Origin of the sequence: Halodesulfurarchaeum sp. HSR-GB (genome assembly GCF_031432215.1) — an archaeon.
Taxonomy (GTDB): Archaea; Halobacteriota; Halobacteria; order Halobacteriales; family Halobacteriaceae; genus Halodesulfurarchaeum.
Genome location: NZ_JAVKGN010000001.1, coordinates 78,861 through 104,447, shown reverse-complemented (window position 1 = coordinate 104,447; position 25,587 = coordinate 78,861). Strand labels below are relative to the sequence as shown.

29 protein-coding genes and 1 tRNA gene are annotated in these 25,587 nt (G+C 62.3%); 11 read left to right on the top strand and 19 right to left on the bottom strand.

Going from position 1 to position 25,587, the window contains the following annotated elements; genetic code table 11:
* Positions 1 to 5: 5 nt before the first annotated feature.
* On the bottom strand, positions 6 to 557 hold the full coding sequence (locus RH831_RS00630) for a GNAT family N-acetyltransferase (RefSeq protein ID WP_310552365.1): 552 nt from the start codon (positions 555 to 557) through the stop codon (positions 6 to 8).
* Positions 558 to 654: 97 nt separating this feature from the next.
* Between RH831_RS00630 and RH831_RS00625 the strand changes: the two genes are divergently transcribed.
* Positions 655 to 1,359, top strand: coding sequence for a helix-turn-helix domain-containing protein (locus RH831_RS00625; RefSeq protein ID WP_310552364.1), 705 nt, complete (start codon positions 655 to 657; stop codon positions 1,357 to 1,359).
* Here RH831_RS00625 and hmgB read toward each other — a convergent pair whose 3' ends face one another.
* The 3 genes from hmgB to RH831_RS00610 form a co-directional block, all read right to left on the bottom strand.
* Positions 1,360 to 2,697, bottom strand: a complete 1,338-nt coding sequence (gene hmgB / locus RH831_RS00620; RefSeq protein WP_310552363.1) for a hydroxymethylglutaryl-CoA synthase — start codon at positions 2,695 to 2,697, stop codon at positions 1,360 to 1,362.
* Positions 2,698 to 2,795: 98 nt separating this feature from the next.
* On the bottom strand, positions 2,796 to 3,905 hold the full coding sequence (locus RH831_RS00615; protein WP_310552362.1) for a hypothetical protein: 1,110 nt from the start codon (positions 3,903 to 3,905) through the stop codon (positions 2,796 to 2,798).
* A gap of 74 nt (positions 3,906 to 3,979) precedes the next feature.
* The gene (locus RH831_RS00610) at positions 3,980 to 4,561 is read right to left on the bottom strand and encodes a DUF2150 family protein (RefSeq protein ID WP_310552361.1); all 582 of its coding nucleotides are present in this window, start codon (positions 4,559 to 4,561) and stop codon (positions 3,980 to 3,982) included.
* A gap of 97 nt (positions 4,562 to 4,658) precedes the next feature.
* Here RH831_RS00610 and RH831_RS00605 point away from each other — a divergent pair, with 97 nt between their 5' ends.
* Positions 4,659 to 5,291 carry a SagB/ThcOx family dehydrogenase gene (locus RH831_RS00605; RefSeq protein WP_310552360.1) on the top strand — a complete coding sequence of 211 codons (633 nt, stop codon included), beginning with the start codon at positions 4,659 to 4,661 and terminating at the stop codon, positions 5,289 to 5,291.
* On the opposite strand, the gene RH831_RS00600 is transcribed toward RH831_RS00605, so the two are convergent.
* Positions 5,288 to 6,136, bottom strand: coding sequence for a TatD family hydrolase (locus RH831_RS00600; RefSeq protein WP_310552359.1), 849 nt, complete (start codon positions 6,134 to 6,136; stop codon positions 5,288 to 5,290). The genes RH831_RS00605 and RH831_RS00600 overlap by 4 nt on opposite strands.
* A gap of 37 nt (positions 6,137 to 6,173) precedes the next feature.
* On the bottom strand, positions 6,174 to 6,614 hold the full coding sequence (locus tag RH831_RS00595; protein ID WP_310552358.1) for an NYN domain-containing protein: 441 nt from the start codon (positions 6,612 to 6,614) through the stop codon (positions 6,174 to 6,176).
* A gap of 120 nt (positions 6,615 to 6,734) precedes the next feature.
* On the opposite strand from RH831_RS00595, the gene gcvT reads away from it, so the two are divergent.
* From gcvT to gcvPB, 4 genes are read left to right on the top strand one after another with little or no spacing between them, the layout of a single operon-like run.
* Positions 6,735 to 7,853 (top strand): glycine cleavage system aminomethyltransferase GcvT, encoded by a 1,119-nt coding sequence (gene gcvT / locus RH831_RS00590; protein WP_310552357.1) that lies wholly within the window; start codon positions 6,735 to 6,737, stop codon positions 7,851 to 7,853.
* The gene (gene gcvH, locus RH831_RS00585; protein WP_310552356.1) at positions 7,850 to 8,224 is read left to right on the top strand and encodes a glycine cleavage system protein GcvH; all 375 of its coding nucleotides are present in this window, start codon (positions 7,850 to 7,852) and stop codon (positions 8,222 to 8,224) included. Before gcvT ends, gcvH begins: the two co-directional genes overlap by 4 nt.
* Positions 8,224 to 9,543 (top strand): aminomethyl-transferring glycine dehydrogenase subunit GcvPA, encoded by a 1,320-nt coding sequence (gene gcvPA / locus RH831_RS00580; protein ID WP_310552355.1) that lies wholly within the window; start codon positions 8,224 to 8,226, stop codon positions 9,541 to 9,543. The genes gcvH and gcvPA overlap by 1 nt, the downstream gene beginning before the upstream one ends.
* Positions 9,543 to 10,976 (top strand): aminomethyl-transferring glycine dehydrogenase subunit GcvPB, encoded by a 1,434-nt coding sequence (gcvPB, locus tag RH831_RS00575; protein WP_310552354.1) that lies wholly within the window; start codon positions 9,543 to 9,545, stop codon positions 10,974 to 10,976. Before gcvPA ends, gcvPB begins: the two co-directional genes overlap by 1 nt.
* On the opposite strand, the gene RH831_RS00570 is transcribed toward gcvPB, so the two are convergent.
* Together RH831_RS00570 and RH831_RS00565 are read right to left on the bottom strand one after the other, a co-directional pair.
* Entirely contained in the window at positions 10,973 to 11,344 is a 372-nt protein-coding gene (locus RH831_RS00570; RefSeq protein ID WP_310552353.1) for a helix-turn-helix domain-containing protein, read from the bottom strand. The genes gcvPB and RH831_RS00570 overlap by 4 nt on opposite strands.
* A gap of 40 nt (positions 11,345 to 11,384) precedes the next feature.
* Positions 11,385 to 11,552: a hypothetical protein gene (locus RH831_RS00565; protein ID WP_310552352.1), complete on the bottom strand. Its 168-nt coding sequence runs from the start codon at positions 11,550 to 11,552 to the stop codon at positions 11,385 to 11,387.
* Between the two features lie 113 nt (positions 11,553 to 11,665).
* On the opposite strand from RH831_RS00565, the gene RH831_RS00560 reads away from it, so the two are divergent.
* From RH831_RS00560 to RH831_RS00545, 4 genes are all read left to right on the top strand, one after another.
* The gene (locus tag RH831_RS00560) at positions 11,666 to 11,905 is read left to right on the top strand and encodes a glutaredoxin family protein (RefSeq protein WP_310552351.1); all 240 of its coding nucleotides are present in this window, start codon (positions 11,666 to 11,668) and stop codon (positions 11,903 to 11,905) included.
* On the top strand, positions 11,902 to 12,432 hold the full coding sequence (locus RH831_RS00555) for a cob(I)yrinic acid a,c-diamide adenosyltransferase (protein WP_310552350.1): 531 nt from the start codon (positions 11,902 to 11,904) through the stop codon (positions 12,430 to 12,432). Before RH831_RS00560 ends, RH831_RS00555 begins: the two co-directional genes overlap by 4 nt.
* Positions 12,433 to 12,481: 49 nt before the next feature.
* A tRNA-Val gene (locus tag RH831_RS00550) sits at positions 12,482 to 12,556 on the top strand.
* 493 nt (positions 12,557 to 13,049) lie between these two features.
* Positions 13,050 to 13,214, top strand: a complete 165-nt coding sequence (locus RH831_RS00545; RefSeq protein ID WP_310552349.1) for a hypothetical protein — start codon at positions 13,050 to 13,052, stop codon at positions 13,212 to 13,214.
* A gap of 85 nt (positions 13,215 to 13,299) precedes the next feature.
* Here RH831_RS00545 and RH831_RS00540 read toward each other — a convergent pair whose 3' ends face one another.
* The 4 genes from RH831_RS00540 to RH831_RS00525 form a co-directional block, all read right to left on the bottom strand.
* Complete coding sequence (locus tag RH831_RS00540; protein WP_310552348.1) at positions 13,300 to 14,025, bottom strand: type II CAAX endopeptidase family protein; 726 nt, start codon at positions 14,023 to 14,025, stop codon at positions 13,300 to 13,302.
* Positions 14,026 to 14,295: 270 nt separating this feature from the next.
* Positions 14,296 to 15,333, bottom strand: a complete 1,038-nt coding sequence (locus RH831_RS00535) for a hypothetical protein (protein ID WP_310552347.1) — start codon at positions 15,331 to 15,333, stop codon at positions 14,296 to 14,298.
* A 99-nt stretch (positions 15,334 to 15,432) separates the two neighbouring features.
* Positions 15,433 to 16,263 carry an ABC transporter permease subunit gene (locus RH831_RS00530; RefSeq protein ID WP_310552346.1) on the bottom strand — a complete coding sequence of 277 codons (831 nt, stop codon included), beginning with the start codon at positions 16,261 to 16,263 and terminating at the stop codon, positions 15,433 to 15,435.
* Positions 16,260 to 17,240 (bottom strand): ABC transporter ATP-binding protein, encoded by a 981-nt coding sequence (locus tag RH831_RS00525; protein ID WP_310552345.1) that lies wholly within the window; start codon positions 17,238 to 17,240, stop codon positions 16,260 to 16,262. The genes RH831_RS00530 and RH831_RS00525 overlap by 4 nt, the downstream gene beginning before the upstream one ends.
* A 147-nt stretch (positions 17,241 to 17,387) precedes the next feature.
* Between RH831_RS00525 and RH831_RS00520 the strand changes: the two genes are divergently transcribed.
* Positions 17,388 to 19,691 (top strand): hypothetical protein, encoded by a 2,304-nt coding sequence (locus RH831_RS00520; RefSeq protein WP_310552344.1) that lies wholly within the window; start codon positions 17,388 to 17,390, stop codon positions 19,689 to 19,691.
* On the opposite strand, the gene RH831_RS00515 is transcribed toward RH831_RS00520, so the two are convergent.
* Genes RH831_RS00515 through RH831_RS00485 form a run of 7 tightly spaced genes read right to left on the bottom strand, consistent with a single transcriptional unit; the run spans position 19,680 to position 25,528 of the window.
* Positions 19,680 to 19,856, bottom strand: coding sequence for a hypothetical protein (locus RH831_RS00515; RefSeq protein WP_310552343.1), 177 nt, complete (start codon positions 19,854 to 19,856; stop codon positions 19,680 to 19,682). The genes RH831_RS00520 and RH831_RS00515 overlap by 12 nt on opposite strands.
* 57 nt (positions 19,857 to 19,913) lie before the next feature.
* Complete coding sequence (locus RH831_RS00510; RefSeq protein WP_310552342.1) at positions 19,914 to 20,459, bottom strand: molecular chaperone TorD family protein; 546 nt, start codon at positions 20,457 to 20,459, stop codon at positions 19,914 to 19,916.
* Positions 20,459 to 21,766, bottom strand: a complete 1,308-nt coding sequence (gene nrfD, locus RH831_RS00505) for an NrfD/PsrC family molybdoenzyme membrane anchor subunit (protein WP_310552341.1) — start codon at positions 21,764 to 21,766, stop codon at positions 20,459 to 20,461. Before nrfD ends, RH831_RS00510 begins: the two co-directional genes overlap by 1 nt.
* Positions 21,766 to 22,524 carry a sulfate reduction electron transfer complex DsrMKJOP subunit DsrO gene (gene dsrO, locus RH831_RS00500; protein WP_310552340.1) on the bottom strand — a complete coding sequence of 253 codons (759 nt, stop codon included), beginning with the start codon at positions 22,522 to 22,524 and terminating at the stop codon, positions 21,766 to 21,768. Before dsrO ends, nrfD begins: the two co-directional genes overlap by 1 nt.
* Positions 22,521 to 24,992 (bottom strand): molybdopterin-dependent oxidoreductase, encoded by a 2,472-nt coding sequence (locus tag RH831_RS00495; protein WP_310552339.1) that lies wholly within the window; start codon positions 24,990 to 24,992, stop codon positions 22,521 to 22,523. Before RH831_RS00495 ends, dsrO begins: the two co-directional genes overlap by 4 nt.
* Complete coding sequence (locus RH831_RS00490; RefSeq protein WP_310552338.1) at positions 24,989 to 25,237, bottom strand: 4Fe-4S ferredoxin N-terminal domain-containing protein; 249 nt, start codon at positions 25,235 to 25,237, stop codon at positions 24,989 to 24,991. Before RH831_RS00490 ends, RH831_RS00495 begins: the two co-directional genes overlap by 4 nt.
* Before the next feature lie 27 nt (positions 25,238 to 25,264).
* On the bottom strand, positions 25,265 to 25,528 hold the full coding sequence (locus RH831_RS00485) for a 4Fe-4S ferredoxin N-terminal domain-containing protein (RefSeq protein ID WP_310552337.1): 264 nt from the start codon (positions 25,526 to 25,528) through the stop codon (positions 25,265 to 25,267).
* Between the last annotated feature and the right edge of the window lie 59 nt (positions 25,529 to 25,587).

The window sequence follows — 25,587 nt, the reverse complement described above, 5'->3', positions numbered from 1 at the left end:
CGCGTTTATCGGTTCCGGGTCGATTGCTCGCCGGGTCGGTGCGTGCCCGCTTCCTCGGCCTCCCGGCTTTCCGGAGACAGCTCCCGTGCCATCATTTCGCCCCAGTGTTCGAACCCGTAATTCTCGTAGAGTGATTGGGCCCGCTCGTTCGACTGGTCGACATCGAGCAGGAATCGATCGAGGGGGAGGGCCTGTGACTGGGCGACCTCGATGGCCGCGGCCATCAACTCGTCAGCAACGTCGGTCCCGCGATGGGCTGGTTCGACGTAGATCTCGTTCAGCACCGCCCCGTCCCAGATGTGTGCCATCGTCTCGGGCAAGACGAAGACATAGCCCACCACGTCCCCCTCTCGCTCGGTCACCTGGACGGCCCGGGATTCCTCGTTCATACAGCGGTCGACCCAGTCGAGATAGTTTCGCCGGTACTCGGCATCGAGTTTCGCCTGATACCGCTCGGCTTTCGACCCGTCGCCCGTTCCCGAGCCGAGCCCGAGTTCGAAGCCGCGCTTGAGCTCCCAGAGGGCGTCGGCGTCGTCCGGTCGGTACGCTCTCGCCATGGCCGCACTCGGCCGGCCACCCAGGTGAGGGTAACGCTTCGCTCGGAGTTCGGCACCTGTCGATACCCTTTTCGGCAACGGCTCGCAACCAGCGTCTATGGACGACCCGCGTGCGCGCCTCGCAGAGCGGATCGCGGGCGAGGTGACACTCAGCGACGAACCGGGTGAGACCCTTCGCAAGTGGCGAACCGATTTCGAGATCTCCCAGACCGATCTGGCTCGGGAGCTCGAGGTCTCTCCCTCCGTCGTCTCCGATTACGAGAGCGGGCGCCGGGCCAGTCCCGGGTCAGAGCTGGTGGCCAGGTTCGTTCGGGCGCTCTTGGCTATCGACGAGCGTCGAGGGGGCGAGCACGCCCGCCAGTTCGCTCGGGTGCTCTCGGCCGGGTTCGACAGCGACGTGGTGCTGGATCTGCGTGAGTACTCGCGGTCGGTCCCGCTCGCCCAGTTCTACGAGCACATCGGGGCCACGGAGGTCGTTGCGGGCGATCGCTCCGCGATCAGCGGCCACACCGTCATCGACAGCATCAGGGCGATCGCCGAGCTCCCTTCCGAGGAGTTCTACCGGCTCTACGGCCAGTCGACGAACCGGGTACTGGGCTTTACGAACGTCACCAGGGGCGAATCGCCGTTGGTGGCACTGCGCGTGGTCAACCCGAAACCGAACGCGGTGCTCCTGTGTGGGATTGAAGAATCGGACCTCTGGGAACACGCCCCCGATCTGGCCCGCCGGGATGGCGTCTCACTCGCTGTCACGCCTCTCGAACCCGAGGCACTCCGGGCCCGACTTCGCGAGTTTCCCTGATTACTCGATGAACGTGTACTGGCGCTCGTTCATCGGGCCCCAGCCGTCGAAGACAAACTCGCCCTCGGGGGCCGTGAAGGGTTCGAGCGTTTTCTCCTTCGCGTGGTTGTGCTGGTCGTGGACCCGCTCGTACTCCTCGAAGGTGATCGGGTGGCGGGCGGCGAGCAGTTCGTCGACGCTGTCGCCGTCGATCTCGGATTCCCAGCCCTCGACGACTCGCTCCTCGTGGATCTCGGCCTGAGCCCCGCTGCCGTAGGACCCGACGAGCAGGGTTTCCCCCGCGAGGTCGATGCCTTCCCGCTTCGCGTAGATCAACGCGCTCAGACGGGCGAGGTGCACCGAACTCGTATACCAGTTCCCGACTCGGCTGGAGATGTCCAGCGTGGGTTCGATGGTTCGCTCGTACCACTCGCGGTAGGCCTCGGTCTCCGAGAGGGCGTCCATGTAGGCCTGGATGTCCTCGGAGAAGGCGTCATCGTCCTCGTACTCCTCGGGCCGTGGCTGGCGACCGATCTCCGCGGCCAGTTCGTCTTCGATGTCGGTATCCCGGATCATGTGCCGGTAGCCAAGCACCGCGGCCTTCCGGACCATGTTCGGGAACGGCGTGTGGAAGGGGATGAATCGGTAGTCATCGGGGTGGCTCTTCCCGGTGACGGACTCGAAGTCCTCCAGGGCCTCGCGCATGCGGGCGAGGTAAACCTGCATGGAGCGCTTGCCGTCCACACTGGGGAACTGCTGGTTGGGCTTGAGGAAGTCAGTCTCGTCGACCGAGCCAAAGCCCTGCTCCATCGAGAGTTCGACGATCGACGGGTCTTCGGAGACGTACATCGCGACCGCGCCGGCCCCCTGGGTGGCCTCGCCGGGGTCGCCCCGTTCGTAGAGTGCGGTGTCGGTGGCGATGACGATGGCCCCGCGGCCCCGATTCCGCCCGGCGGCGATCCAGTTCATCGCGTCGTTGAGCGCCTGTGTGCCGGAGATGCAGGCGAACTTCCGCTCGCCCTTGTTCGCGTGGCGGAACTCGCCGTCGAGGACCTGCTCCAGCGCGCCGGCGACGTAGGTCGAGACCGGCTTTGACTTGTCGAAGGCGCTCTCGGTGGCGACGTCGATCCGGCCGACGTCGGCGGGATCGATGTCCTTGCGTTCGATCAGTCGATAGGCCGCGTTCGCGGCCATGGTGACGATGTCCTCGTAGGCATCCGGGAAGGAACTCTGGAAGAGGCCCAGCCCCTTGGTGTACTTCTCCGGGTCGTCGTCCATCACGGGTGCAAACTCCTCGGGGAGGTCCAGACTGAGTTTCCCCGACCAGATCTCGATGCCGTCGATGCCGACTGCAGTCATGGGTTGGCGGCGATACTTCGGGACGGCTTATGGTACTGTCGATAGGGAGTTCGACGATCGTTGAAACTGTCGAAGATTAGTGATCCGTCAATCTCTACTCACGGTATGTTCCTGACAGTACTGTCCGATTTGCCGGATGAGTCCGTCACGATTAACCGCACATCTGTCTCTGGTGGGATGTCGGCTTTATTTACGGTTTGCCCAGTGGCGTCAACATCTCCGTCATCACCAATATCCCACTCGTAAGTGTCAATATCTCCTTGAGAGGCGGACCCGTCAAGATCTACCTGGTCTGACGAACCTTTCCGTGTGTACGCGAAACTTGCAATGGGGAGGTCCTCATCTGGTTGGCCATTATTTCCACTGTCTGGGACTCCCACGTTCTGCTTTGCACCATTTCCGGCGTCGGGCTCTGATTCAATACCCACGGTGTTGATCTCCAAATTATCCGTCTCGACAGTCAGATTCAGCGCGTGAACGCCTGATTCGTACCAATCGGGCGTCACCGTTGGGTTGACAGTCACGTCATCATCGAAGGCCTCATCCCAGTACGTGTCCCCCGAGAGTTGTGTGGGAATCGCGATCTCCAGTTCACCAGTCAACTCCGAGAGATCGCCCGCCTGAGTCGGATACAGTTCGACGGTCACGCGACCAGTTCCGCTTCGGCGGAAGTCGTTCTGGAGGGCCGTGATCCGGACGGTGTTGTCGTCGGTGACGAGGTTCTGCTCTTCGATAATGACGATTCCACCCCGCTGGCTCTCATCGAGGTACAACACCGAGTTCTCGTACCAGGTCGGTCCCGACTGGAACTCGTGATACCCCGGCTGGTACTCCAGGAAGCGGGTGGGTATCTCCACGGTCGTCCCCGTCTCATCCGTGATCGTGATGTTGTAGGCCTCACTGGTCCGCAGCGTGCCCGAGGCCGGTGGTGGGTTTACCGCGAGTACGCGTGGCGGATACGCGGTCCCGAGTTTCACCGTCGGGAACTGTGAGACGTCGTTCTGGCCCGCCGTCGAGATCGCGCTCCGAAGGTCCACCAGGTCGTTTCGAACGTCCTCGAAGTGCTGGTACTCGATTTGCTCGTTCTCCGCCGGCACGACCTGGGCCTGGTTGACCGACAGCAGAATCATCAAAATCGCGAAGATGAAGATGAACCCGATGACTGCCGAAACACCCCGGTCGTCGCCGAGATCGAGCCCATCGCGCATTGGTTGGATTACCAGATGGCCCCCGCGTATTTAGATGTACGTCGAAACAGCGCGTACCGTGCCCCGCCGCCGGCCTACTCCTCGTCCGGTTCGATGACTTCCGGATCGGCCAGGGCCTCGCGGAGCGAATCCAGCCCGTTGACCCACTCGGTCACGAGGCCGTACTCGATCTCCTCGGTGACACCGATGTCCAGCGAGTCGCCGTCGATCAACTGGGTGCCGGCCGCGGAGGCATGGCCCAGCGCGGCGTCCAGGTCCTCCTCGCCCTCCGCCGCGGCGGCGTGGCGGATGTGCTCCTCGACCGTTCCGTCCGCGACCGGCCCATCGGCGACGAAGCGCTCGGCGCTGTAGAAGACCGCGACCAGACTGGTCTGGACGCCGTCGACGAGCATGAGGGTGTCCTCGTTCTCGATTTCCGGGTCCGAGAGGACGACATCGCGGATCTCCGCGAGTTCGCTCAACGTCTGCTCGTCGTCGAGCTCGCCGTCGGTGTAGGCCGTCAGGATCTTCGCGACCGCGATCGCCACGTCATCCTGGAGGTTCAGAAGGAGCCGTGCGGACTCCTCGTCCTCCGGGTCGATGTCCTCTTCGCGAAGGCGATCCAGCCAGTTCTCCCAGCGTTCCTCGGAGTAGAACTCCGCGTCGGGGGCACTCATACCCGGACTGGAGGGCGCCCCGGATTAAGGCCTTTCCTTCGCCACCGACCTGTGCTCGAACGCCGAGGCTTATGTGGTGGCCGCCGAACGCGGCCGTATGACCGAGACAGCGCCCTCTGCGGGCGAGGAAATCGAGCTCCCCGAGCCGCGAACCGAGAGCTCCCAGTCAGTCGAGTCCGCAATCGCCGCCCGTCGGTCCCGCCGGGAGTTCCAGCCCGGGCCAGTTGAGCTCGCCGACGTTTCTCAGCTGCTCTGGGCCGCGCAGGGCGAAACCGACGCGGAGGGGCACCGCGCAGCTCCGAGTGCTGGTGCGACCTACCCGCTCGAAGTGTTCTGTAGTGTCGGGGCGGATGGTGTGCCCGGCCTCGACGCTGGTGTCTACCAGTATCGGCCGGCGTCACACAGCCTCGTCCCGGTCGCGGTCGAACCGGTTCAGGCCGAGCTTCGGGCGGCCTCGTACGATCAAGAAGTGGTCGAAGCGGCCCCGGTGGCACTCCTCATCGCGGGCATCGAGGAGCGAACGGCCCAGGAGTACGGGGCGCGAGCGGGCGAACTCTACGTCCCGATGGAAGCCGGTCACGTCGGGGAGAACATCCACCTGCAGGTCGAATCCCTCGGACTCGCCACCGTCTCGGTGGGCGGCTTCGAGGACACGGCGGTCGCCGAGGTCATGGAGTTCGAGGACGAGCGGCCGCTCGCGATCTATCCGATCGGCCAGCGCGTGGATTAGTCTCGATCGAGGGTCGCCCGCGTGTCGATTTCGTAGACTGATCGCGGCGTCTCGACGTGGGCGCGTTCGACAGCCTCCTCGTGGCCCTGTTCGAGCAGCCAGTTCACCCGGCGCGGGACGGTCTTCGGTCCCATGACCATCCCCGGTCGATCGGGGTCATCAACGTAGTCTGTCTCCATGAGGAACGGCTCGCCGGCCGCCACGGCTTTTTCCAGGTAGGATTGCTGGCTCATCACGCTCGGTGTCACGCCCGTGAGCCGGCCGCTGCTGTAGTGTTTGACGACCCGTTTCGGTTCGAGCCCCCGATCGGTGGCCCAGTCGGCGACCGCCGTGAGGTCTTCGGTCTCTTCGGTGTGGAGCTGGACGGCCACGTCAGCGTCGGCGGCGACCTCCAGGGCGTGTTTGAGCACCGTATTCGAAGCATCCCAGACCGCCGGCTCGACGTCGTAGTGTGGTCGGCCCGACTTGATCGCGACGGCGTCCCCCGAGGCAGCCAGCTCACCGGCCACGTCGATCCCGGCCATCATGAGGTCACGAGCCTCCGAGACGGCCAGCCCGCGATCGTCGGTCAGCCGGGAGATGAGGGCGGGATGCACACCAAGCACTGGCCAGGCGCGCCCCGGCAGCACCTCGCTTGCCTCGGCGACCAGCGAACGCGTCGTCTCGAAGACTGGTCGGAAGTCAGTTCCAGTCTCCGGCTCGATGTCGAGGTGCCAGGACGGCTTGTTACAGACGAGGAGATGGGTCCCGCCGCTCCGGGCGAAATCTTTCACGGCTTCGATGCCCTTTCCCGCCCGGTCGAGATGGAGGTGATCGTCGAGCACTGGGGTCCCCAGATCGCGCATATCGACTCCTGGGTACGGGACGGGAAAATCGTGCTGGTCAGTCGAGGACGACGGCCTCGGTCGCGGCCGCGACGAGCGCGTCGGATCGCCCGTGGGTGCCGGGTGCGATCGCGAGCGTGGAGATGCCGGCGCGGTTGGCCAGCTCGATCACGGGCTTGAAGTCGGTATCCCGGGAGGCGATCGCGAGCACGTCCAGATCAGCGTCGTGAACTGCTGCCGTGGCCTCGACGGCCAGTTTCACGTCGACGTCGCCGCTGGTGATGCGCACGTCGAACCCGTGGGCCTCGCCGGCCTGAATCAGGCCGGATGGGGCCTTCTGGTCGAGGTAGAGCCGTGTGATCCCCAATGCGCCGTGCTCGCCGGCTGTCTCACGGAGTTCGTCGAGGTCCACGTCGAACTCCTCACGGAGGACGTTCGGACCGTCGACGAACAGCCCGACCCGGGGGGTCGAGCCGAGTCGGCTGGAGAGCCATCCCATATCCGCTCGTGGGCGGGACACGAATATAGGGGCTCTGATCGCCCGCTCACTGGCTCCATCTTCCAGCAACCTTCCAGTATATAGGAAGGCATTAATTGCCGGCGCCTGTGAGTTTACCTCATGGCCCTGCGGACGCCACCGCTTCACGCGGTTCACGAAACCCGAGGCGCGTCGTTCACCGATTTCGGCGGCTGGGAGATGCCGGTCGAGTTCGATTCGATCAACGAGGAACACGAGGCCGTCAGGACGGCTGCCGGGATCTTCGACGTCTCGCATATGGGTGAGATCACGGTCACGGGGCCAGACGCGACCGAGTTGATGAATCGGCTGACGACCAACGACGTTTCCGCCCTCGAACCGGGCGAGGCCCAGTACGCGGCCATTACCGACGAGGACGGCATCATCATCGACGACACGGTCGTCTACCGTCTCCCGGCGTCCCTTCCCGAGGGGACCCCTGGGGCTGGTGCCGATTACCTCTTCATCCCGAACGCCGGCCACGACGCCCAGATGCACGAGCGATGGACGGCCCATCGCGAACAGTGGGGGCTCGACGCCGAGGTAACGAACCTGACCGACGAGTATGGTATCGTCGCCGTCCAGGGACCGGACGCCGAAGATCTGGTTGCCGCGGCTGCCGGCGAGGCGGCCCGGGACCTCGGTCGGTTCAGCGCCGAAGCGATGACAATCGCCGACGTGCCGGCCTGGGTCGCCCGAACCGGGTACACCGGTGAGGACGGCTACGAGATAGTCGTCCCGATGGACGATATCGAACCCGTCTGGGCGGCCTTTGACTGTCAGCCCTGTGGGCTCGGGGCCCGGGACACGCTCCGACTCGAGTACGGACTGTTGCTCTCGGGGCAGGACTTCAACCCCGAGGAGAACCCGCGGACGCCCCTCGAGGCCGGGATCGGCTTCGCCGTCGACCTCGACACCGACTTCGTTGGTCGCGACGCACTCGCGGCCCAGCAGGAGTCCGGTGTCGAGCAGGTGTTTACCGGCTTCGTCCTGGAAGAACGAGGCGTGCCCCGGCACGGCTACTCGATCACCGACGAGGACGGTGCGGAGATCGGTGCGGTGACCAGTGGGACGATGAGCCCCACGCTGGGCGAGCCGATCGGGCTGGGATACGTTGACGAAGGTCGGGCCGAGGACGGCGAGACAGTATTTATATCAATTCGGGACGAAGGGAAGCGAGCAGTCGTTCGAACACCCCCGTTCATAGGAGAAAACCAATGAGCTTCGAAATACCCGAGAACCTGTACTACACCGAATCGCACGAGTGGGTCGACCCCGAGACCGGCAAGATCGGGATCACCGATTACGCCCAGGACGAACTTGGCGACATCGTCTTCGTCGAGTTCCCCGGCGTCGGCGACCATCTCGAGACCGACGACGAACTCGGCGTCGTGGAGAGTATCAAGGCCGTCTCCGACATCTACTCGCCGGTCAGCGGCGAGGTAACCGCCGTCAACGAGGCCCTCGAAGGGGAGCCAGAACTCCTCAACGACGATCCGTACGGTGAGGGCTGGCTCGTCGAACTCGATCTCGACTCCACAGACGAGGTCGAATCGCTTCTGACACCCGAAGAATACGAGTCCCAGCTGTAATGTCAGGAAGTCCGTACGCGCCAAATACCGAGACGGACACGTCGGAGATGCTGGACGCAGTCGGGGTATCGGACGTCGAAGCGCTGTTCGACATCCCGGAGCCGGTCCGGTTCGACGGCGACTTCGACATCGAATCCCGGTCCGAGCCGGCGGTCCTCAACATGGTCTCGGACATGCTCGGGAACAACGACGACCTGACCGAGTTCCTCGGTCGTGGGTACTACGATCACTACGTGCCCTCGGTCGTCGACCGCCTCAGCCTGCGCTCGGAGTTCCTGACCTCCTACACGCAGTACCAGCCGGAGGTCACCCAGGGCTTCCTGCAGGCGCTCTTCGAGTACCAGTCGATCCTCGTGGAACTCACTGGGCTCCCGGTCGCGAACGCCTCGATGTACGACGCCGCGAGTGGACTGGCCGAGGCCGCCCTGCTGGCCTCCCGTATTCGGGACGCCGACGGGACCGACGTGCTGGTCCCCGAGTACGTCCGCGAGGAGCGGGTTTCGGTCCTGGAGAACTACGTCGCCGGCCACGACATCAACGTGAAGCGAGTCGGGACCGCAGACGGGACCCTGGACATCGATGCGCTTACTGCGGCCGTCGACGAGGACACCCTGATGGTCTACGCGGAGTCCCCGACCACCCGCGGAACCATCGAGGAACACCTCGCCGAGATCGGCGAAATCGCCCACGAGAACGACGCCATGTTTGCCGTAGCGAGCGATCCAGTCGCCATGTCCATCCTGGAGGCGCCGGGCGATCTCGGCGCTGACGTGGTCGTCGGTGACGCCGTGCTGGGCATGCCAAACGCCTACGGCATGGGCCTGGGCATCTTTGCCACCCGGGACGACTACCTGCGACACGTTCCCGGTCGCCTGATCGGCATCGGCGAGGACCAGGACGGCAAGCGGGCGTTCACCCTCACCCTCCAGACCCGCGAACAGCACATCCGTCGCGAGCGGGCAACGAGTAACATCTGTACGAACCAGGCCTGGGTCGCGCTCCGAACTGCCATCCACGCGGCCTCACTCGGGCCCGACGGGCTCGTGGACCTGGCCGAGCAGATGGTCGAGTTGCCCCGCGACCTGGCCGCACAGCTCGATGCCCTGCCGGGAATCGAGGCCCCGGTTCACGACCGCCATCACTTCCGCGAGTTCGTCGCCCGGACCGAGGCCCCCGCCTCGGAGATCGCCGCGGACCTCGAGGACGAAGGCTTCGCGGTGCAGGCGGTCGACGATCACGAACTCCAGTTTACCGTGACCGAAACCAACGAACACGCAGTCGATGATCTACTCGCCGCCGTCGAGGAGGTGGTCGCCTGATGCGACACTACGATCAGGCCCGCTTCCACGACGACGAGGGGCCGGAGTACGAACCGTTGCTCTCCGAGAAGTTCGGAACCGAGCAGGCCGTCGAGGACACTCCGTTGCCCGACGAGCTGACACGGGACTCACTGGAACTTCCGGCCCCAGCCGAGCCGGAACTCTCCCGGCACTATGTTCGGCTCTCCCAGCAGAACTACGCCATCGAGACGGGGCCCTACCCGCTTGGCTCCTGTACGATGAAGTTCAATCCGCCGTTCACCGAGGACGTGGCGGCGGACCCCAACGGGATGGTCCACCCCGATCGCCCGGGAGAGACCATCCAGGGGAACCTGGAACTGCTCTACACCCTCCAGGAGTACCTCGCGGAGATCGGCGGCATGGATGCCGTGACCCTCCAGCCGCCCGCCGGGGCTGCTGGGGAGTTCACCGGCAACCGGATCGCCGCCGCCTACCACGAGGCAAACGGCGAGGGCCACCGGAGTGAAGTCGTCGTTCCGGACACGGCCCACGGGACGAACCCCGCGAGCGCGGCGATGGCCGGCTACGACGTGGTCGAGATTCCCAGCGGCGATGACGGCCGGGTCGAACTCGACGCGCTGGAAGCCGCGGTCGGTGAGGACACCGCGCTGTTCATGCTCACGAACCCCAACACGCTGGGGCTGTTCGAGCGTGACATCGAGGACATCGCCGAAATCGTCCACGAGGCCGGCGGCCTGGTCTACTATGACGGCGCGAACCTCAACGCGCTCCTCGGCCGGGCCCGACCGGGCGACATGGGCTATGACATCATGCACTACAACGTGCACAAGACCTTCGCCACGCCACACGGTGGCGGCGGTCCAGGGGCCGGCCCCGTGGGTGTCGTCGACGAACTCACCGAGTTCCTCCCGACCCCACAAGTTCGCGAGCAGGACGACGGTGACGGGTACGAACTGTTCGAGCCGGCACAGACTATCGGCAAAGTTCACAATTACCAGGGGAACTGGCTGGTCCTGATCAAGGCCATGGCCTACATCGCCCGCCTGGGCGACGAGGGGCTGTGCGCGACGAGCGCGAACGCCGTGCTCAACGCCAACTACCTGGCGACTCAGATCGATCTGGACATTCCCTTCGAGCCGTTCCACCACGAGTTCGTGGCCAGTGCCGGCGACCTGGACGCCTCGGACATGGCAAAGCGGATGCTGGACTTCGGTGTCCACCCGCCCACGACAAAGTGGCCGGAGATCGTCTCGCAGGCCCTGATGACCGAACCGACCGAGGGCGAGAGTAAAGAGACACTCGATCTCCTCGCGGAGGCGTTCAACGCGGCGAAGACATCCGACGAGGAGGCACTCTCGAGTGCGCCCCATCGGACGACGGCCCGCCGGATCGACCAGGCTGATGCCGCACGCAACCCGCGGCTCTCCTGGCAGGCCCTCGAGGAGAACTAGGGCTCCACCGGGTCGTCCGCGTCGTCGGGCTCTAGAAGGTGTTCTTCGCCCCACTCACGCATCGCTTGTAACATCGGTTCGAGTGCCGCCCCGCGGTCGGTCGGTGCGTACTCGACCCGGACGGGTTTCTCCGAGACGACGTTCCGCTCGACGATGCCATAGGTCTCTAGTTCATCGAGTGTATCGGAGAGTACCTTGCTCGAGATCCCGCCGGCTTCGGCCTGGAGTGCGTTGAACCCCAGCGGGCCGTGGACCAGCAGCCGATGGACGACGACCGGGTGCCACTTCTTGCAGAAGAAGATGGCGGTCGCCTGGATCGGACACCAGTCCTCGCCCTCACACGCGACGGGAATCCCGCGCTCGCTCATACCACAGCAACGACCGGCCCGTACTTAAGAGAGGGGAGTTTCAGGCCTGGGCCGCCGCGGTGTCGACGTTCTCGCCGATCAGGACCATCTCGTAGCCACACTCCTCACACCACCACTTCGTCTTCTTGCCGAGATGCATCTGGTTGCTCGCCATGAGCGAGAACGACCGCTCTTCGCCACACTCCGGACAGTAGTGTTCGATCTCCATCGTACCGACTCTGTGTGCCCCGCCACATTGAAAATACTGATTTCCTGCGGGTCGAACCCGCGACCCGGACCGGGTGCCGAACACATTTACCCGGGTAGGGCCTTCTGGAGACTATGACGATCACGCTATACGCACTCGACGGCTGTCCCGCCTGTGAACGGGTCATGGAGACCCTCGACGCAAACGAGATCGAGTACGAGATCCACTGGGTCGACGCGCTGTTCTCCGAACGGGACGAGGTCAAGGCGGTGAGTGAGCAGCGCGGGGTCCCTGTACTCGAGGACGACGACCGCTCGGTCGTCATGGCCAACACGGACCGGATCATCGAGTACGTCGAGACGACGCTTGCATGACGGTCTACACCGGGCGGGGTGATGAGGGGCAAACCGATCTCTTCGACGGGTCACGGGTGGCAAAGACCAATTTGCGGGTGCAAGCCTACGGGACGGTCGACGAACTCAACGCCCTGGTCGGGATGGTTCGCCCAACCGGTTACGCTGATATCGACGAGCGGCTGGAAGCGGTACAGAACCAGCTACACATTCTGCAGGCCGTGCTCGCGAACCCCGAAACAGGAGGCGAACCGGCGATCGACGATTCGCACGTCCAGACATTGGAGTCGTGGATCGACGACATCGAAGCGGAACTCGAGCCCCAGCAGGAGTTCATTCTCCCCGGGGGCGGAACGGCCGGATCGCGGTTGCACCACGCCAGGACAGTCTGTCGACGGGCTGAACGGCAGGTTATGGCTTTGACCGAGGCCGAGGACGTCGAACAGGCACCGCTCGTGTACCTCAACCGACTTTCGGATCTGCTCTTCGTGACGGCGCGGCAGGCGAACAAGCGGGACGGCGTGGACGAGGTCCACCCCACGTATTGAACCCGAATCGACAACGCTTAAGAGCGTCCTGTCACTAGAGCAAGTCAGCGGGTCGGTGGTCTAGTCAGGCTATGACGGCTCCTTCACACGGAGCAGGCCGGCGGTTCGAATCCGCCCCGACCCATTCTTCGCAACTCACACCGGCGAGGGACGCTTGTGTCCCGAGACGTGTGATTGCGGTTGTGAAGGGGCAGCGGATTCGAATCAGGGAACGAGCGAAGCGAAGTGACTGAGGTTCGAATCCGCCCCGACCCATTTTCAGCGACTCTCACTTCGCAGCGACCAGCGTGCTGTGTCGCTGCGATGAGATCGCGGTCGTAAACGGGTCAGCGGATTCGAGCCCTGGAAGACGAGCGAGGAACGAGTGAGTCTTCCTCCGGTTCGAATCCGCCCCGACCCATATTTTGCCGGCGCTCACGTTTCGAGCGCCGGCTGTGGCGCGATCGGACGGATTCGAATGGGTGAGACGAGCGATTGAAGGTCATTTTTACCAGGGACGAAACAAGGGGGTTTGGGCCGGGGCGAGTCTATTTTGCCCAATTCCGATCATTTCGTCGAGCGGGATTTATTGTACCAGGAGTAGCATTAGTTACATGGAAACAACATTACGTTTGTATGTGGCAGGGACCATCGCTGCATTAACTGGGTTTCTCTTCGTCTCACTGGCCTTTTCAGGGCAATTCAACTTCGTCCATGGTGGGGTATTCCTCGTGTTCTTCGTCGTGGTAATGGTTTTCTTCGCCAACGTCATCAACTGGGCTGAATCGCTCGAATCCAGATAACCGGCTCACCGAATAGTGTTGAATCAAGACACTGCAACTCACTCAAGATAGCTGATTGGACATTCTGGTCCTCATCCGTCCATACTCAGAGGCTTGTCGTTGCCAGGTAACTGGTCACTAAGAGAATGACGTTATAGATTGCGTGGACCAACACCGGAACGAAAAGATTCCCCGTGCGTTCGTACACAGCCCCGAAGATCGCACCGATGGATGAAATTAGAAGCGCCCCTGCGATGATTGGCACGGGGTTCCCGGTGTAATTCACTAGATGCATTGACCCGAACAACAGACTTGCACCGATTATCGCTGGTACCGGTCCGAACTGGTTTCGGAGCCGTCGTTGAATGACACCTCGAAACACGAATTCCTCAACCGGGGCGACGATGAGGACTGAGAGTGCAGCGAGTCCAAGGAGGTATGTTGGATTCGTCGTTGCTGTCTCACTGATCACCGAGCCAGGAAGGAGATCGAATGTCACTAACAGGGCAGACAGCGCCACTGCTGTGATGAGTGCAGCAAGAACACCACCAATGACATAGCCAACCTCAAAGCGGTTCGGCGTCATAATTGATACCGTAAGGTCTCGATAGCGGAGGTAGGCGTAGCCGAGACCGAACATCGCGATTTGACTGGCAGCTGTTGCCCCGACCAGCACATAAGTCGTTTGTATGTCGTATCCGAGTGCCACCATCGGGACGATGAACACAATCCCCGCGATTATCGCAACAATGAACGTGGCGAGAGTTAATCCCAGTACTTCGATCACGGTGCGGGGTTTTGAGGTTTGACCTGTTGTGACGTTTCCTTTCATAGTGGGATATTTCGTCTATTTCGGCATGAATTGTGAGTATTTCGAACGTTCCATGCGTCAGATACATTTTGCATTCCAGGCATCTCCGACTTCCCACGTCATTATGTGGCTTCTAATCAGCAGCCAATCACTGATTGTAACGGGGCGGGTCCGAAAAACCACGCCGATGAATAGTGGCGACGCATTCTGTAAAGAGGTGTGTGGCTATTCAACTGATGACTGAAACAACCTGAAAGAACGCAATCATGCATCCAAATCCAGTCCCTATAATCATTCACATAAGTCGATCTCGAATCTTGCAGTAACTGTTCCATCCGAGTCCATCACATCTAAATTGGGAAATCGGTCATAAAATCGTCGGGCGTCCGCCATCTCAATTGGGATCCCTAACGCCTGAATTCTGCCAGTCTCGTTCCAGCCCTCGACTGCTTCAGGGAGGATTTTTGGCGCGCCCACATTCTCCCCGGAGATATAGTAGTGCAGCTCGTTGTCCCCCGTTCCAGAATCTGTTATGACATTCGTCTCTCGGAACCTCTCATAGACGCGTTGTTGGGCGTTGGTGGAAAACGAAAAGAAAATCGACGGACTCCTATCCAAATTCGTTGGTGATGTAATCGATGACAAATCAGCGGTCGAAAACACTGTTCTCTCGCCCCTTTCCATTGGGACACGCGCTTGGATGAGGTCCTCCTCGAAGAGATCCGCCATTTGGCTCACTCCATCAATCGTCGCAGTTGCTTCGATTTCGCCTGGGGGCTCGGGCCAACTAATTCTCGTTGTAGATTCATTGAGGCGGTTTTGACTCTCTAGCCATGCCTCGATTTGTGAAACGTACTCCGTGACTGATCTAATCGATTGACCCCCTTGTACTGCAACATAATCCGCTGATTCGTGAAACTCCTCACCTAGATCTCTTGCGGAAACCTCGTTCTGGGGCGCTTCTACAACGAAAAATGTCGTGGATTCACCTTCATAATCCTCAATCTGGATGGTGATCGAGTCGTTGGTAGTAGATTCGGATATGTGTGATTTAATTTCGGTGGCCAGTTCCTCGGATTTGGTTATCGCATGCACGCCAGTTGTTTCAAGCCTGAATATGGCATCGGTTTGATAATCTGCACAGTCCACTTTGTTCACGATCTCTCGTTGTGTTTCTACCACCTCTTTGAAACTAGTGGTTTCATTGTTGTCCCCAGATGATGTCTTCTGCCCAGTTGATGTCTTCTGTTCAGTGGTAGAACAACCAGCAGTCAGTAGTAGAGACGTCGTCCCCAAGCCCGAGAGGAGTGCTCGACGTTTTCTATCCATAAAATCAAGGTGTTTATCTCAATCAATAGTCGTTGCCATTTACCATTCATGTATTTGTGGGTGGACTGCTGTTGGCACGGTACGATTCCATTCCTGTGTTTACAAATCCGCCCTGCGATACCGACTGTACCCAAACAGTCCTGGAAGCAGCGCCCAGAACGCAAAGACGAGTAGCGCGAACCAGAGTTCCCGGAAAAACGGTACTGTCGGGGGTTGACCGGCGAGGAATCCGACCACCCAGGTGACGGCACTGTCGTAGGCCACTGTCGGCGCAAACCCGCTCAGGGCCAAGACCCAGGTTGACGTTGGGCCCCCTGCTGGAACGGTGAACCCGTTCGCGACGAAGGCGACCCCGAAGACCACGACATCCCACATGAGTTCCAGGACCACGAACAGCCCGATTCCCAGGGTCGCGGCCCGGCTCGTCGAGGCCGTCGACGCAGATATCGATACCATCAGCGTGACATACACCAGACCAAAGACCATCGTCACCACGAGGAATCCGGCAAATCCGACCGCGGAGGCTCCTTCGAGAAGTGCGGTGGCGACGCCGAAGGTCGCCAGTAGCCCGACCAAAAGCGCGAGAAACATCACGCTCGAACGCCCGATGACCTTGCCGAGGAAGACGTCCCTGCGGGTATGGGGCAGTCCCAGCAGGAGCTTCACGCTGCCGCTTTCGGACTCGCCAGCGATGGCCTTGTAGCTCAACACGACCGCGGAGATAGCGATGAACAGTGCACTAATCTGGCCGAGGAAAACATAGAGCCCCTCGGGCGAGACCGGCCCCAATTCGGGGTCCATCGTCGGGAGCAACGTGTAGAGGTAGGTCCCGCCCACGCCCATCACTACAAACAGAATGGCCAGTCCCTGGAGGGCTTTTGACCGCCGCGCATCCGCGAAGTCCTTCTTGGCCACTGCTATCACACTCATTCTGTCACCTCCGAGCTCCGACTATCACCCGGCTTCCCTGCCTGGGCGTCCGCCGAATCCATCCCCTTAGTGCGCCCCTCCCCGGTATAGGCGATGAAGAGGTCCTCGAGTGACGCCTCGCTGGTGGTAAAGTCGATGATCTGTGCCCCTGATCGTTCGATGGCGTCGATGATGGCGACCTTGCTCCTGTTCGTCGAGCGCACCATGATGGTCCGCCCGTCGATGTCGACCCCCCGTACCCCGTCGAGTGTTTCAAGGGCCGAACTGATGTCCTCGGGGACGGTGTCCACGGTGATGTTGAGCTGTCCGTCGCTGCCGAGGGCCTGCCGAAGTCCGGCGATGGTGTCGACGGTGACGATCTTTCCCTCGTCCAGAATGGCCACGCGGTCACACACGGCCTCGACCTGCTCCAAAATGTGACTCGAGAAGAACACGGTCGCCCCGCGAGCGCGTTCTGCGCGGATGATCTCTCGCATCTCGCGGGCACCCTTCGGGTCGAGGCCGGTCGTGGGCTCGTCCAAAACCAGGAGGTCCGGACTTCCGACCAACGCCATCGCGAGCACCAGCCGCTGGCGCATCCCTTTCGAGTAGTCCCCGGCTGATCGATCGGCTGACTCGAGGATGCCGACTCGGGAGAGCACCGCCTCCGGATCGTCGTCGGCGCCCTTCGATTCGATCGCGAACTGAACGTGCTCGCGACCGGTCAATCTATCGTAAACGTGGTAGGCGTCCGGTAGCACACCGGTGCGCTGTCGGACGGCGAAACTGTCTGACTGTGCGTCCATCCCGAGGACGGTTGCAGAACCGGTGGACGGCCGGACGAAGTCCAGGAGGATGTCGATCGTCGTCGACTTGCCAGCGCCGTTCGGTCCGAGAAAACCGAATATCTCTCCGTCCTCGACGTGGAGGTCCACGCCCCGCAGGGCCTGGACATCGCCAAACGTTTTGGAGAGTCCGGAGAGCTCGATAACAGTCATAAATTATAGACGGTAGATACCGTAATAAGTATAGGCTGATTGAAACTAACTCGCACTCCCGAAGACGGTGTGCAGTGACCAATTGTTGGGTAATGCCCGGGGCATGGGCGACAATATAGAAGTACCAGGCCCCAGAATCGGTGGTCCATGCCCAATCGATGTTCCTTCTCGCTTGCTCTCTCGGACCGGGTTTCCGAGGCCGCCGAAGGCCATTCGGGGACCTCCACGCTCCCAACCGACGAGAACGGTGTCTGGCGCTGTCCACGCATTGTCCGGGCTGATCGGGAATCCGAACGGTGTGTGATCCACGATCCGGCGGCCGCAGACGAAGCGGTTAGGCGTGAAATCGTCGGCGCCATCGAAGGGACCGTCGACCCGACCGAGCGAATCAGTGCTGCCTACCCCGAAGAACCACGAAAAGCAGTTACACGCTGTCTCGGTCTCGATGTGGGGCAAATCGATCTTCGCCGCCGCCGACTCTCGGCTGATGGAACATACCCGCTTGATCTTCGGGGCTCGAACATCGACGGCTTGTACCTGGACGAATCCGAGTTGCCAGTCCCGATCAGACTCGAATCGGCTACCGTGGGTGAGATTTCGGCGACCCGACTGCGAATTGATGGTGGCATCGGCGGTTCGAACAGCACGGTGCATGGAGATATCGACCTCTCGAAGAGCGCCGTCGAGGGCCACGTAACGCTCCGCCAGTCCCAGATACAGGGTACCGTGGATCTCGACCAGGCCACCATCGACGGCCGATTCGACTTCGCCTTTGGGGGCTCCGAGGGAGCGATTCGGGCCGAAAACACCAGCTTTGTCGGCCGATTTTCCCTCAAAGAAGCCACCGTGTCCGAGGTCCGAGCTGACAAACTCGACGTGACCGGGGCTGACCCCGACAGCGAGTATCCCGGATTGCAGTTTCGTGGACTGACGACGACCGACGCTGTAAGCATTCAAAATACCACTTGTGAGGGGCATTTGATCGGGTACGACATGGATATCGGCGGCCGGTTCGACGCCAGCGACGCGACCATCGAAGAGGGGGTCTACTTCGGCGTCGAAGACGGAACCGAACTCCAGGAAGCCCAGTTCCACGGTGGCCTCGACTTCTCGAATGCCTTTGTCGGTGGGTCGTTCAAATTCGCGGGTCGAGAGCGGTTCGGCACCGATCCCGTCGTCAGGCAGTTCCTCGACTTCTCCGGGGGAACCTTCGCCCGCCTCGACATCGCCCCCCGGATCGTCGGTCCCGGACCGCCGGTCGTCAATCTGGGCCGGAGTGAGATCAAACGGGGCCGACTCGATCAACCCCAGGCGGAGGGGCCCGTCTATTACGACCTCGCGGAGGCGACACTTGGGGAGGTGACACTTTCGGGAGACGGCGAGTCGGTCGCGAACTACTTCTGGTTCGATCGGACGGCCTTCGACCGGTTCCAGTTCAGCGAGAGTCGTGAGGACTTCGCCCAGAAGGACTGGTCCCTGCATCGGGTGCCCGAGCACGTGAGATCCCAGATCGCAGTCGCCCGTGAATATCCCACGGCGCTCGAACTGGCGATCGATATCGGGACCATTTGTCGAGTGCAACGGGGTACCCGGGAGTGGCTGGCAGGAAAATCGGGCGTTCCGGAGAGTGAGGCGTTCGCCGAGCTGGTCCTCTCGGAACTGACCGAGGCCCAGATACGGCGGCTCGCCAGGAACGGGCCGGAGTCGGCAGACCTCCTGGGACCGGCACTGTACGCTCGCGAGCGATACCGTGTCGGGGTTCTCACGCTCCTGGCACGTGAACTCGAAGGTCGCGAGACCGTGCTGGAATCGCTTCTCCCGTCGGCCCACACGGAGCTGCAGCAGGTCGCGAACGCGACGGGGACTGGAGAGCCATCGACGATTTCGGACTCGATCGATGCATTGGCGGCTGCGCTCGCTGGCGAACTCGGGTCACAGACTGATATCACGCCTGACATCCCTCAGATCGAAACGACCTACATCATGGCCCGGAAGGGGGCCGACGACGTCGGCGACAGCATTGCAGCGGCCAACTTCTTCATCAACGAACTGCGAGCACGGCGAAAGCGCCATCGACAGCACCTGCTCGACGCCGGTACACCGGTGAGTCGGCTCAAAGCCCTGGGGGACTGGTTCTGGAACGCGTCCTTCGATCTCATTTCGGGGTATGGCGAACGGCCGCGACGAGTACTGGGCACGGCTGTCGGATCGGTGCTGGGATTTGCCGGGCTCTACTGGTGGTTGGGTTCCCAGCAACCCGGCTACTCGGAGATCTATGGCGGGTTCGTCGGGTCGCTGTTGCTCAGCCTGGAATCGTTCACGTCGCTGGTCCTCGGGGGCGCAGAAGTGAATCCCGTGGCAATCCGGCTGCTGGCCGATATCGAGGGGTTCATCGGCGCGTTCCTGATCGCGTTGCTGGTGTTCACCCTGACTCGGTCGCTACACCGATGATCGTGCGGTCACGTCCCGTGGCTTGGCGTGAAAGTCGTCGGCGATCAGTTCTCGCTGACAGCGAACACAGCCGTCTGCGAGTAACTCCCCTCGGACTTTCGCATCCACGAGTACCGTCAGCCCACACCCGGGGCAGACGACTCGAAAGGGAGTGAACATCGGCATTGTTTCTGTGGACGTATAGTGAATCATGGGTGTTACCAAACGGAGGATTGGCCGGTTTCAGTCGGAGTCGGCCCTGATCAACTCCCGAGTCGCCGACGCAACCGCGGCGTAAAACGGCTCTCGGGTCGCTTCCTCGACGCGTTCCGTGAACGACGGCAGCCAGGTCCGTAGATGCTCCTCGGCGAAGTCTTCGAAAGCTGCCTCGTCCTGGGCGCTCAGGAGTCCGGCGAACTCCAGTTCGACTGCGACGTGGTCAGGCAACTCGGAGTAGGCGTCCGCGGTCAGACCGTACGCCGCGTAGTACTCCTCGACCGAACCCGTGGAGGCCCCCATCACCAGGCCGAACTCTTGATCCGGTTCGGCGTCCCGGTGGACACTCTCGTAGGGGGGACATGGGTGGTCCCCCGGCCCATCGAACAGTCGAGAGTACTCGACCGAGAGGGCCTGCTGTGTCGGCCGCTCGGGGAGTTCGTCCGCAAACAGGCCTGCGTCGATCGCATCCATGACACCCTCGTCGGGATGTCGCCAGCAGGCTGCGAGCACGGCGTACTGTTCGTCGACCGGCGTCGACGTTGGGTCCGAGGGTGGTGACGTGGCGGCCATCACTTCTCGACCCCGCCATCTGTCATGGTCGGCTCGCTCACGGATTTTGACTGGACCGGAACGATCCTGAGCCCAAGTGTCACGATGAGCGCGCCGAGTGCCATCAACCCGACTGACACGACGATTTCGATCAGCGTCGGCGTGTACACGCCAGTAACTGCCCAGATGGTCGAGCCCAGGCCACCGTAGTCACCGACGGACACACCGGGTGCGAGCGAGATGTTCACGCTCTCATAGCCCACGAAGATCAAGCGGACACCTTCGAAGACCACGCCAAATACGGCGAGGCCCCCAGCCACGAACACGGCCCAGGCCTGCTTTCGCAGTGACGGGATCGCCAGCAGGGCGATGGGGATCGCGCCGCCGACGACTGTCCAGAGCCAGAAGTAGGACGTGTTGCCGATCAGGAACCCGCTCGTGATGGCCCAGAACTCGAAGTTCGAGGCCCACGCGTGGGGGAGCCGCTCGGCCGCCAGCAGGTAGACGACGTGGATCGCGAGAAACACGCCGAGGAACTTGCCCAGCCGGGTTCGGAGCTCCGCGTCGAACTCGAAGTTCGTGAGCCGATCCGCAGCGATTGCAGCCACGAGGAGCAGGCCGAGCCCGGAAACGAGGGCTTTCGCGATGAAGGTCGGCGCGACGAGCGGACTGAACCAGTCGCCACGACCCATCTGGGTCGCGAAGATCCAGCCCGTGACCGAGTGCAGCATCACCGCAAGGGGCAACGCGAACGCCGCGCTCCAGAACGCCAGCTTTCGATCGCGCTTGCGCCCGGCGATGGTATCTTTGACACCCAGTGCCAGCGATGAACCCCGCGCTGCGAGGTCACGCCGGGTCAAAAGCCACAGGTACCCGACGTTGAACAGGCCGTACAGGAGGACGATCGCGAAGTCCCAGACCATCGGCGACCGGAAGTCCGGCGACGTGATGAACTGGTAGATCCGGCCCGGCCGACCGAGGTCGGGGAGGATCATCAATCCGGCCACTGCGATACAGCCCAGGCTCAACAGTACGCCGAACCGCGCCAGACTCTCGTACTTATCGGAGTGGAAGAACTTCGGCGCGCTGGAGATGATCAACCCGCCCGCAGAGAGGCCGACAAAGAGCACGAACAGCATAATGTACAGCCCCCAGGAGAACACGTTTCGCATGCCGGTGGCTGCCAGGCCCAGCTGGATCTGCTGGAACCAGGCCACTGCGCCACCGAGGATCAGCAGCCCGAGGAATCCGAGCCAGACCTTGCCAAGCGTGCCGAAGCTATCGACGGCGAGGATGCCGCCCCGGTCGGCGCTGGTGTCAGCGGCCATCAGTCGTCACCTCCAGCGGCCGATTCCGGCACGTGCGGGGTGGGTCTGAGACCGGCTTCTTCGCGTTCGGCCGGGCTCAGTTCCGACTCCATCTTGTCCGAGATCTGGGGGCGACCCGGACTCATCTCGCCTTTGATGTAGTACGTGCCTGGGTCGGTCTCCCGGTCCTCCAGAAGTCGGTGGGTGTCGTACTTCTTGATGTACTTCGAGACGGTGCTGTTGGGGTCCTCCAGGTCCCCGAAGATCCGTGCGTCGGAGGGACAGTTGACGACACAGGCCGGATCGAGGCCTTCCTCGACGCGGTGGGAACAGAACGTACACTTCTCGACGACTCCCTGCGGACGGGGCTCGACGTCTCCGGTCCCCTCTTTGGGGACGTGTTCCGGTTCGTCCCAGTTGAAGACCCGTGCGTTGTACGGGCAGGCCGCCATGCAGTAGCGACAGCCGATACACTTGTCGTAGTCGATCTCGACGATTCCGTCCTCACGCGTGTACGTCGCGTTGACCGGACAGACCTTGACACAGGGGGCGTTCTCACAGTGCTGGCACGCCGTCGGCTGGTAATTCATGCTGAGGGTGCCATCCTGACCGTGCTCCGGGTAGCCCCCTTCCGGCGTGTCCAGGTGGTCCCCACCTTCGGTGAGAACCCGGTTCCAGAACTGGCCGAGGCCGACGTTGTTCTCTTGCTTGCAGGTCACTGCACAGGCCTGGCAGCCGATGCAGCGCTCCTGGTCGATGACCAGTCCGTATCGTGTCATTGGCGATCACCCGTGCGTTCGGGGACTCCCGTCGGATTCTCGGTGTACATGTTCGTCTCGATGTCATCCGGTGCCGGTTCGACCTCGACGCGGACGTCGTAGAACGCGAAGTTCCCGGTAACGGGACTCACGTCCGTGTGCGTGAGGTCGTTGTGGTGGCCCCGAACGAAGTCGTCGGTGTACCAGCCCTGGTCGGTGTTCACCAGACCTGGCTGGATGGCATCGTTGACCTTCGCCCGGACGACCATCTCGCCGCGTTCGTTGTGAACACGGACATACTGCCCGTGTTCGATGCCGCGCTCGGCGGCGTCTTTCGGGTTGATGTCCAGCTGGGGTTCCGGGTTGAGCTCCCGGAGCCAGGGCTGGTACTCGAACTGGGAGTGAATGCGCCACTTCGAGTGTTTCTGCATGAAGGTGAGCGGGTACTCGTCCGCCCCCTCCCAGTCTTCTGCCGTCCGACTCTCCACGGGCCGGGGGACCTCCAGGGAGATACCTTCCTCACTGGGGGCGTCCTCGTCGTAGATCTCGAGTCGGCCGGAGTCCGTGTTGAACTCGCCGGTGTACTTCACCACGGGGACCGGCTTTTCGACCGTGCCCTGGGACTTGAGCGTCTCGTAATCGACGTGTTCGTCGGCTTCGAGCATCGATTCGAGTTCCTCGGGCTTCGTGTCGTGGAAGTACTCGCCGAACCCGAGTTTCCTCGCCAGCCGGCTGTTGATCCAGAAGTCAGAGCGCGCCTCCCAGAGTGGGTCGTGAGCCTTCTCACGGTACATGACGTGGGGATGCGTGCTCGGTGACGTCGCGCCCACCTTCTCGAACCAGTGGGCCGCGGGCAGGATGAGGTCCGCGTGCTGGGTCGTCGGCGTGTGGTGCATGTCCGAAACTGCGATGAGGTCGAGATTCTTGACGGCCTCGAGCCACCGCTGTCTGTCCGGGAGCTGGTTCGCGACGAAGTTCGACTCCTGGGCGAACATGACCTTGATCTGGAACGGATCACCCGATTCCATCCCCGTGAGGATCTTCGTCTGGCGGATGAACTCGTAGCCGGGACTGCCCTCCGGTGCGCTGTAATCGCCGAAGTCCGCGGCGGCACCGTTGAAATAACCGCCCTGGAACGAGCCGCTGCGACCGTAGTCCCCGGTCAGCGCGACGAGGACCGCGTACGCCTGGCCGAAGATGTGGCCGTACTTGTATCGGTCCACGCCGAGACCAGGAACGACCCCGCCAGGCCCGCGGGTCGCGAGCCATTCGGCAGCTTTGCGGATGTTTCCGGCCTCGACGCCGACCGTCTCTTCGATGTCCTCCGGGACGTAGTTCGCCGCCTCTTCTTCGAGTGCGTCGAGCGCGACTCGGCCGGTCGTCCCGCCGACCGAGAACTCGCCGGTGAGTGCATAGGCGCCCTCGGTCTCGGGCTCCAGAATTTCGACACGCTCGGTTTCCGTGTTGTAGGCGACTGGCTTGTCCTCGTCACTGCCCGGGACGACGTCGGCGGCTTTCAGCAGGGTGCCGTCGGGACCCACGAGTGCGGGTCCGAGCGTGCGCTTGCGGAGGAAGGCCGCGTCGTAGAGCTCGTTCTCGAAGATGTGGTGAATCATCCCGAGGGCCAGGTGAACGTCTTTGCCCGGCTTGACCGGGAGCCACAGGTCGGCTTTTGCGGCCGTCCCGGTGTAGACGGGGTCGACGACGACCAGTTTGCCGCCGTTCTCGATGGCGTCCAGCATCTTCGAGGAGTCCTGCTGGAGCCGACTCGCGAAGATGTCCCCACCCCAGGCGATGATCGTATTGGCGTTCTTCAGATCGGAGGCCTGGTTGGTCGGCACGTTGAACCACCCAGCGCCGCCGACCCGTCGGAAGCCCTGTCCGACGTTGATGTCGATGGACCAGTCCATCCGTGTCCCACCGAAAAGCGAGGCGAGTCGGGCCTGGTGGTCACTGGCGGTCCCGTAGTCACCGGAGCCGGACTCGAAATAGACACTTTCGGAGCCGTACTCCGCTTTGGCAGCCTCCATCTGGTCTGCCATAATGGTGAGTGCCTCGTCCCAGGAGATACGCTCGAACTCGGCGTCCTCACCCCGCCCGTCGACGTTCGGGTCGTCAGCGGACCAGCCGGTGCGTTTCATCGGATACTTGAGCCGGGTCGGGTTGTAGATGCGCTGGGCATGTGAGAGCCCGAGCGTGCACCCGCGTTTGTACTCCCGGTTCTCCGGAATCCCCGGCTCCGTCTTCTGCACGCGACCGTCCCTGACGTGGACCTCGATCGGGCAGCGACCCCGGCAGTTCGGGGCACAGGAGTTCGGGATGACCTCGTCCTCGCCGACGTAATCGGTGAAGACACCAGATTCGTCGTCGCCCGCCTCACTCAGGGAGACGAGTCCGCCACCGCCGATACCGAGCGCCGCGGCAGCCGCCCCCGTCGAACGGAGGACGGTCCGCCGCGAGACGTTCGTCTCGGCGGGATTCTCGCTCATTGCCCATCACCTGTCGGTCGCTCGTCGACGCCGAACTCGTCGAGGACGGCCTCGTGATGGCGGTCGTGGAAGGTCGCTTCGTCCAGGTCACCGTTCGCGACTGCGATCGCGTCCCGGGCCAGTTCGCGGCCCAGTTCCGTGTCGAAATCACTCCCCTCGAGGATCTTCGTCGCTTCGTCCTGGTTCAACTCGAACGCGGTGTCGTCTGTGGGATCGGTTCCCGGTGGATCGGTTTGTGTATTCATAGTATTTGATATTTGGTCGATAGGTCGTCACGTCCCGTCTGACTCGTTCGGTCCGAACTCGGCCGCGTCGCTGCCGAAGACCTGCCTGACTTTCGTCCGATACTTCGCGTTGAACGCGTCATCGCTGAGCTCGCCCTTCGAGACCCGGAGTGCATCCCGGGCCATCTCCTGGCCGAGTGCCACGACTTCCGGTTCCTGGTCGTCCCCGTCCAGAATTGCTTTGATGCGGTCCTCCCAGTCCGTTCCGTCCGGGAGGAGCGGGGCGTCCTCGAGATTTGGTGGACCGCTCACAGTTCATGACCCAGGTTACTCTATTCGGTTAGCGTCCAACCAGATTCTCCTCAATAGTT

What these genes read in the sequence shown, in the direction of transcription:
- RH831_RS00625 (WP_310552364.1), top strand. Translation starts at nt 655, where the DNA reads ATGGACGACCCGCGTGCGCGCCTCGCAGAGCGGATCGCGGGCGAGGTG.
- RH831_RS00595 (WP_310552358.1), bottom strand. Translation starts at nt 6,614, where the DNA reads ATGGGATGGCTCTCCAGCCGACTCGGCTCGACCCCCCGGGTCGGGCTG.
- RH831_RS00510 (WP_310552342.1), bottom strand. Translation starts at nt 20,459, where the DNA reads ATGGCCGCCACGTCACCACCCTCGGACCCAACGTCGACGCCGGTCGAC.
- RH831_RS00540 (WP_310552348.1), bottom strand. Translation starts at nt 14,025, where the DNA reads ATGAAAGGAAACGTCACAACAGGTCAAACCTCAAAACCCCGCACCGTG.
- gcvPA (WP_310552355.1), top strand. Translation starts at nt 8,224, where the DNA reads ATGTCAGGAAGTCCGTACGCGCCAAATACCGAGACGGACACGTCGGAG.
- RH831_RS00555 (WP_310552350.1), top strand. Translation starts at nt 11,902, where the DNA reads ATGACGGTCTACACCGGGCGGGGTGATGAGGGGCAAACCGATCTCTTC.
- RH831_RS00530 (WP_310552346.1), bottom strand. Translation starts at nt 16,263, where the DNA reads ATGAGTGTGATAGCAGTGGCCAAGAAGGACTTCGCGGATGCGCGGCGG.
- gcvT (WP_310552357.1), top strand. Translation starts at nt 6,735, where the DNA reads ATGGCCCTGCGGACGCCACCGCTTCACGCGGTTCACGAAACCCGAGGC.
- RH831_RS00560 (WP_310552351.1), top strand. Translation starts at nt 11,666, where the DNA reads ATGACGATCACGCTATACGCACTCGACGGCTGTCCCGCCTGTGAACGG.
- RH831_RS00520 (WP_310552344.1), top strand. Translation starts at nt 17,388, where the DNA reads ATGCCCAATCGATGTTCCTTCTCGCTTGCTCTCTCGGACCGGGTTTCC.
- RH831_RS00495 (WP_310552339.1), bottom strand. Translation starts at nt 24,992, where the DNA reads ATGAGCGAGAATCCCGCCGAGACGAACGTCTCGCGGCGGACCGTCCTC.
- dsrO (WP_310552340.1), bottom strand. Translation starts at nt 22,524, where the DNA reads ATGACACGATACGGACTGGTCATCGACCAGGAGCGCTGCATCGGCTGC.
- gcvH (WP_310552356.1), top strand. Translation starts at nt 7,850, where the DNA reads ATGAGCTTCGAAATACCCGAGAACCTGTACTACACCGAATCGCACGAG.
- RH831_RS00615 (WP_310552362.1), bottom strand. Translation starts at nt 3,905, where the DNA reads ATGCGCGATGGGCTCGATCTCGGCGACGACCGGGGTGTTTCGGCAGTC.
- RH831_RS00570 (WP_310552353.1), bottom strand. Translation starts at nt 11,344, where the DNA reads ATGAGCGAGCGCGGGATTCCCGTCGCGTGTGAGGGCGAGGACTGGTGT.
- gcvPB (WP_310552354.1), top strand. Translation starts at nt 9,543, where the DNA reads ATGCGACACTACGATCAGGCCCGCTTCCACGACGACGAGGGGCCGGAG.
- RH831_RS00515 (WP_310552343.1), bottom strand. Translation starts at nt 19,856, where the DNA reads ATGCCGATGTTCACTCCCTTTCGAGTCGTCTGCCCCGGGTGTGGGCTG.
- RH831_RS00490 (WP_310552338.1), bottom strand. Translation starts at nt 25,237, where the DNA reads ATGAATACACAAACCGATCCACCGGGAACCGATCCCACAGACGACACC.
- RH831_RS00525 (WP_310552345.1), bottom strand. Translation starts at nt 17,240, where the DNA reads ATGACTGTTATCGAGCTCTCCGGACTCTCCAAAACGTTTGGCGATGTC.
- RH831_RS00610 (WP_310552361.1), bottom strand. Translation starts at nt 4,561, where the DNA reads ATGAGTGCCCCCGACGCGGAGTTCTACTCCGAGGAACGCTGGGAGAAC.
- RH831_RS00535 (WP_310552347.1), bottom strand. Translation starts at nt 15,333, where the DNA reads ATGGATAGAAAACGTCGAGCACTCCTCTCGGGCTTGGGGACGACGTCT.
- RH831_RS00600 (WP_310552359.1), bottom strand. Translation starts at nt 6,136, where the DNA reads ATGCGCGATCTGGGGACCCCAGTGCTCGACGATCACCTCCATCTCGAC.
- RH831_RS00565 (WP_310552352.1), bottom strand. Translation starts at nt 11,552, where the DNA reads ATGGAGATCGAACACTACTGTCCGGAGTGTGGCGAAGAGCGGTCGTTC.
- hmgB (WP_310552363.1), bottom strand. Translation starts at nt 2,697, where the DNA reads ATGACTGCAGTCGGCATCGACGGCATCGAGATCTGGTCGGGGAAACTC.
- RH831_RS00605 (WP_310552360.1), top strand. Translation starts at nt 4,659, where the DNA reads ATGACCGAGACAGCGCCCTCTGCGGGCGAGGAAATCGAGCTCCCCGAG.
- RH831_RS00630 (WP_310552365.1), bottom strand. Translation starts at nt 557, where the DNA reads ATGGCGAGAGCGTACCGACCGGACGACGCCGACGCCCTCTGGGAGCTC.
- nrfD (WP_310552341.1), bottom strand. Translation starts at nt 21,766, where the DNA reads ATGGCCGCTGACACCAGCGCCGACCGGGGCGGCATCCTCGCCGTCGAT.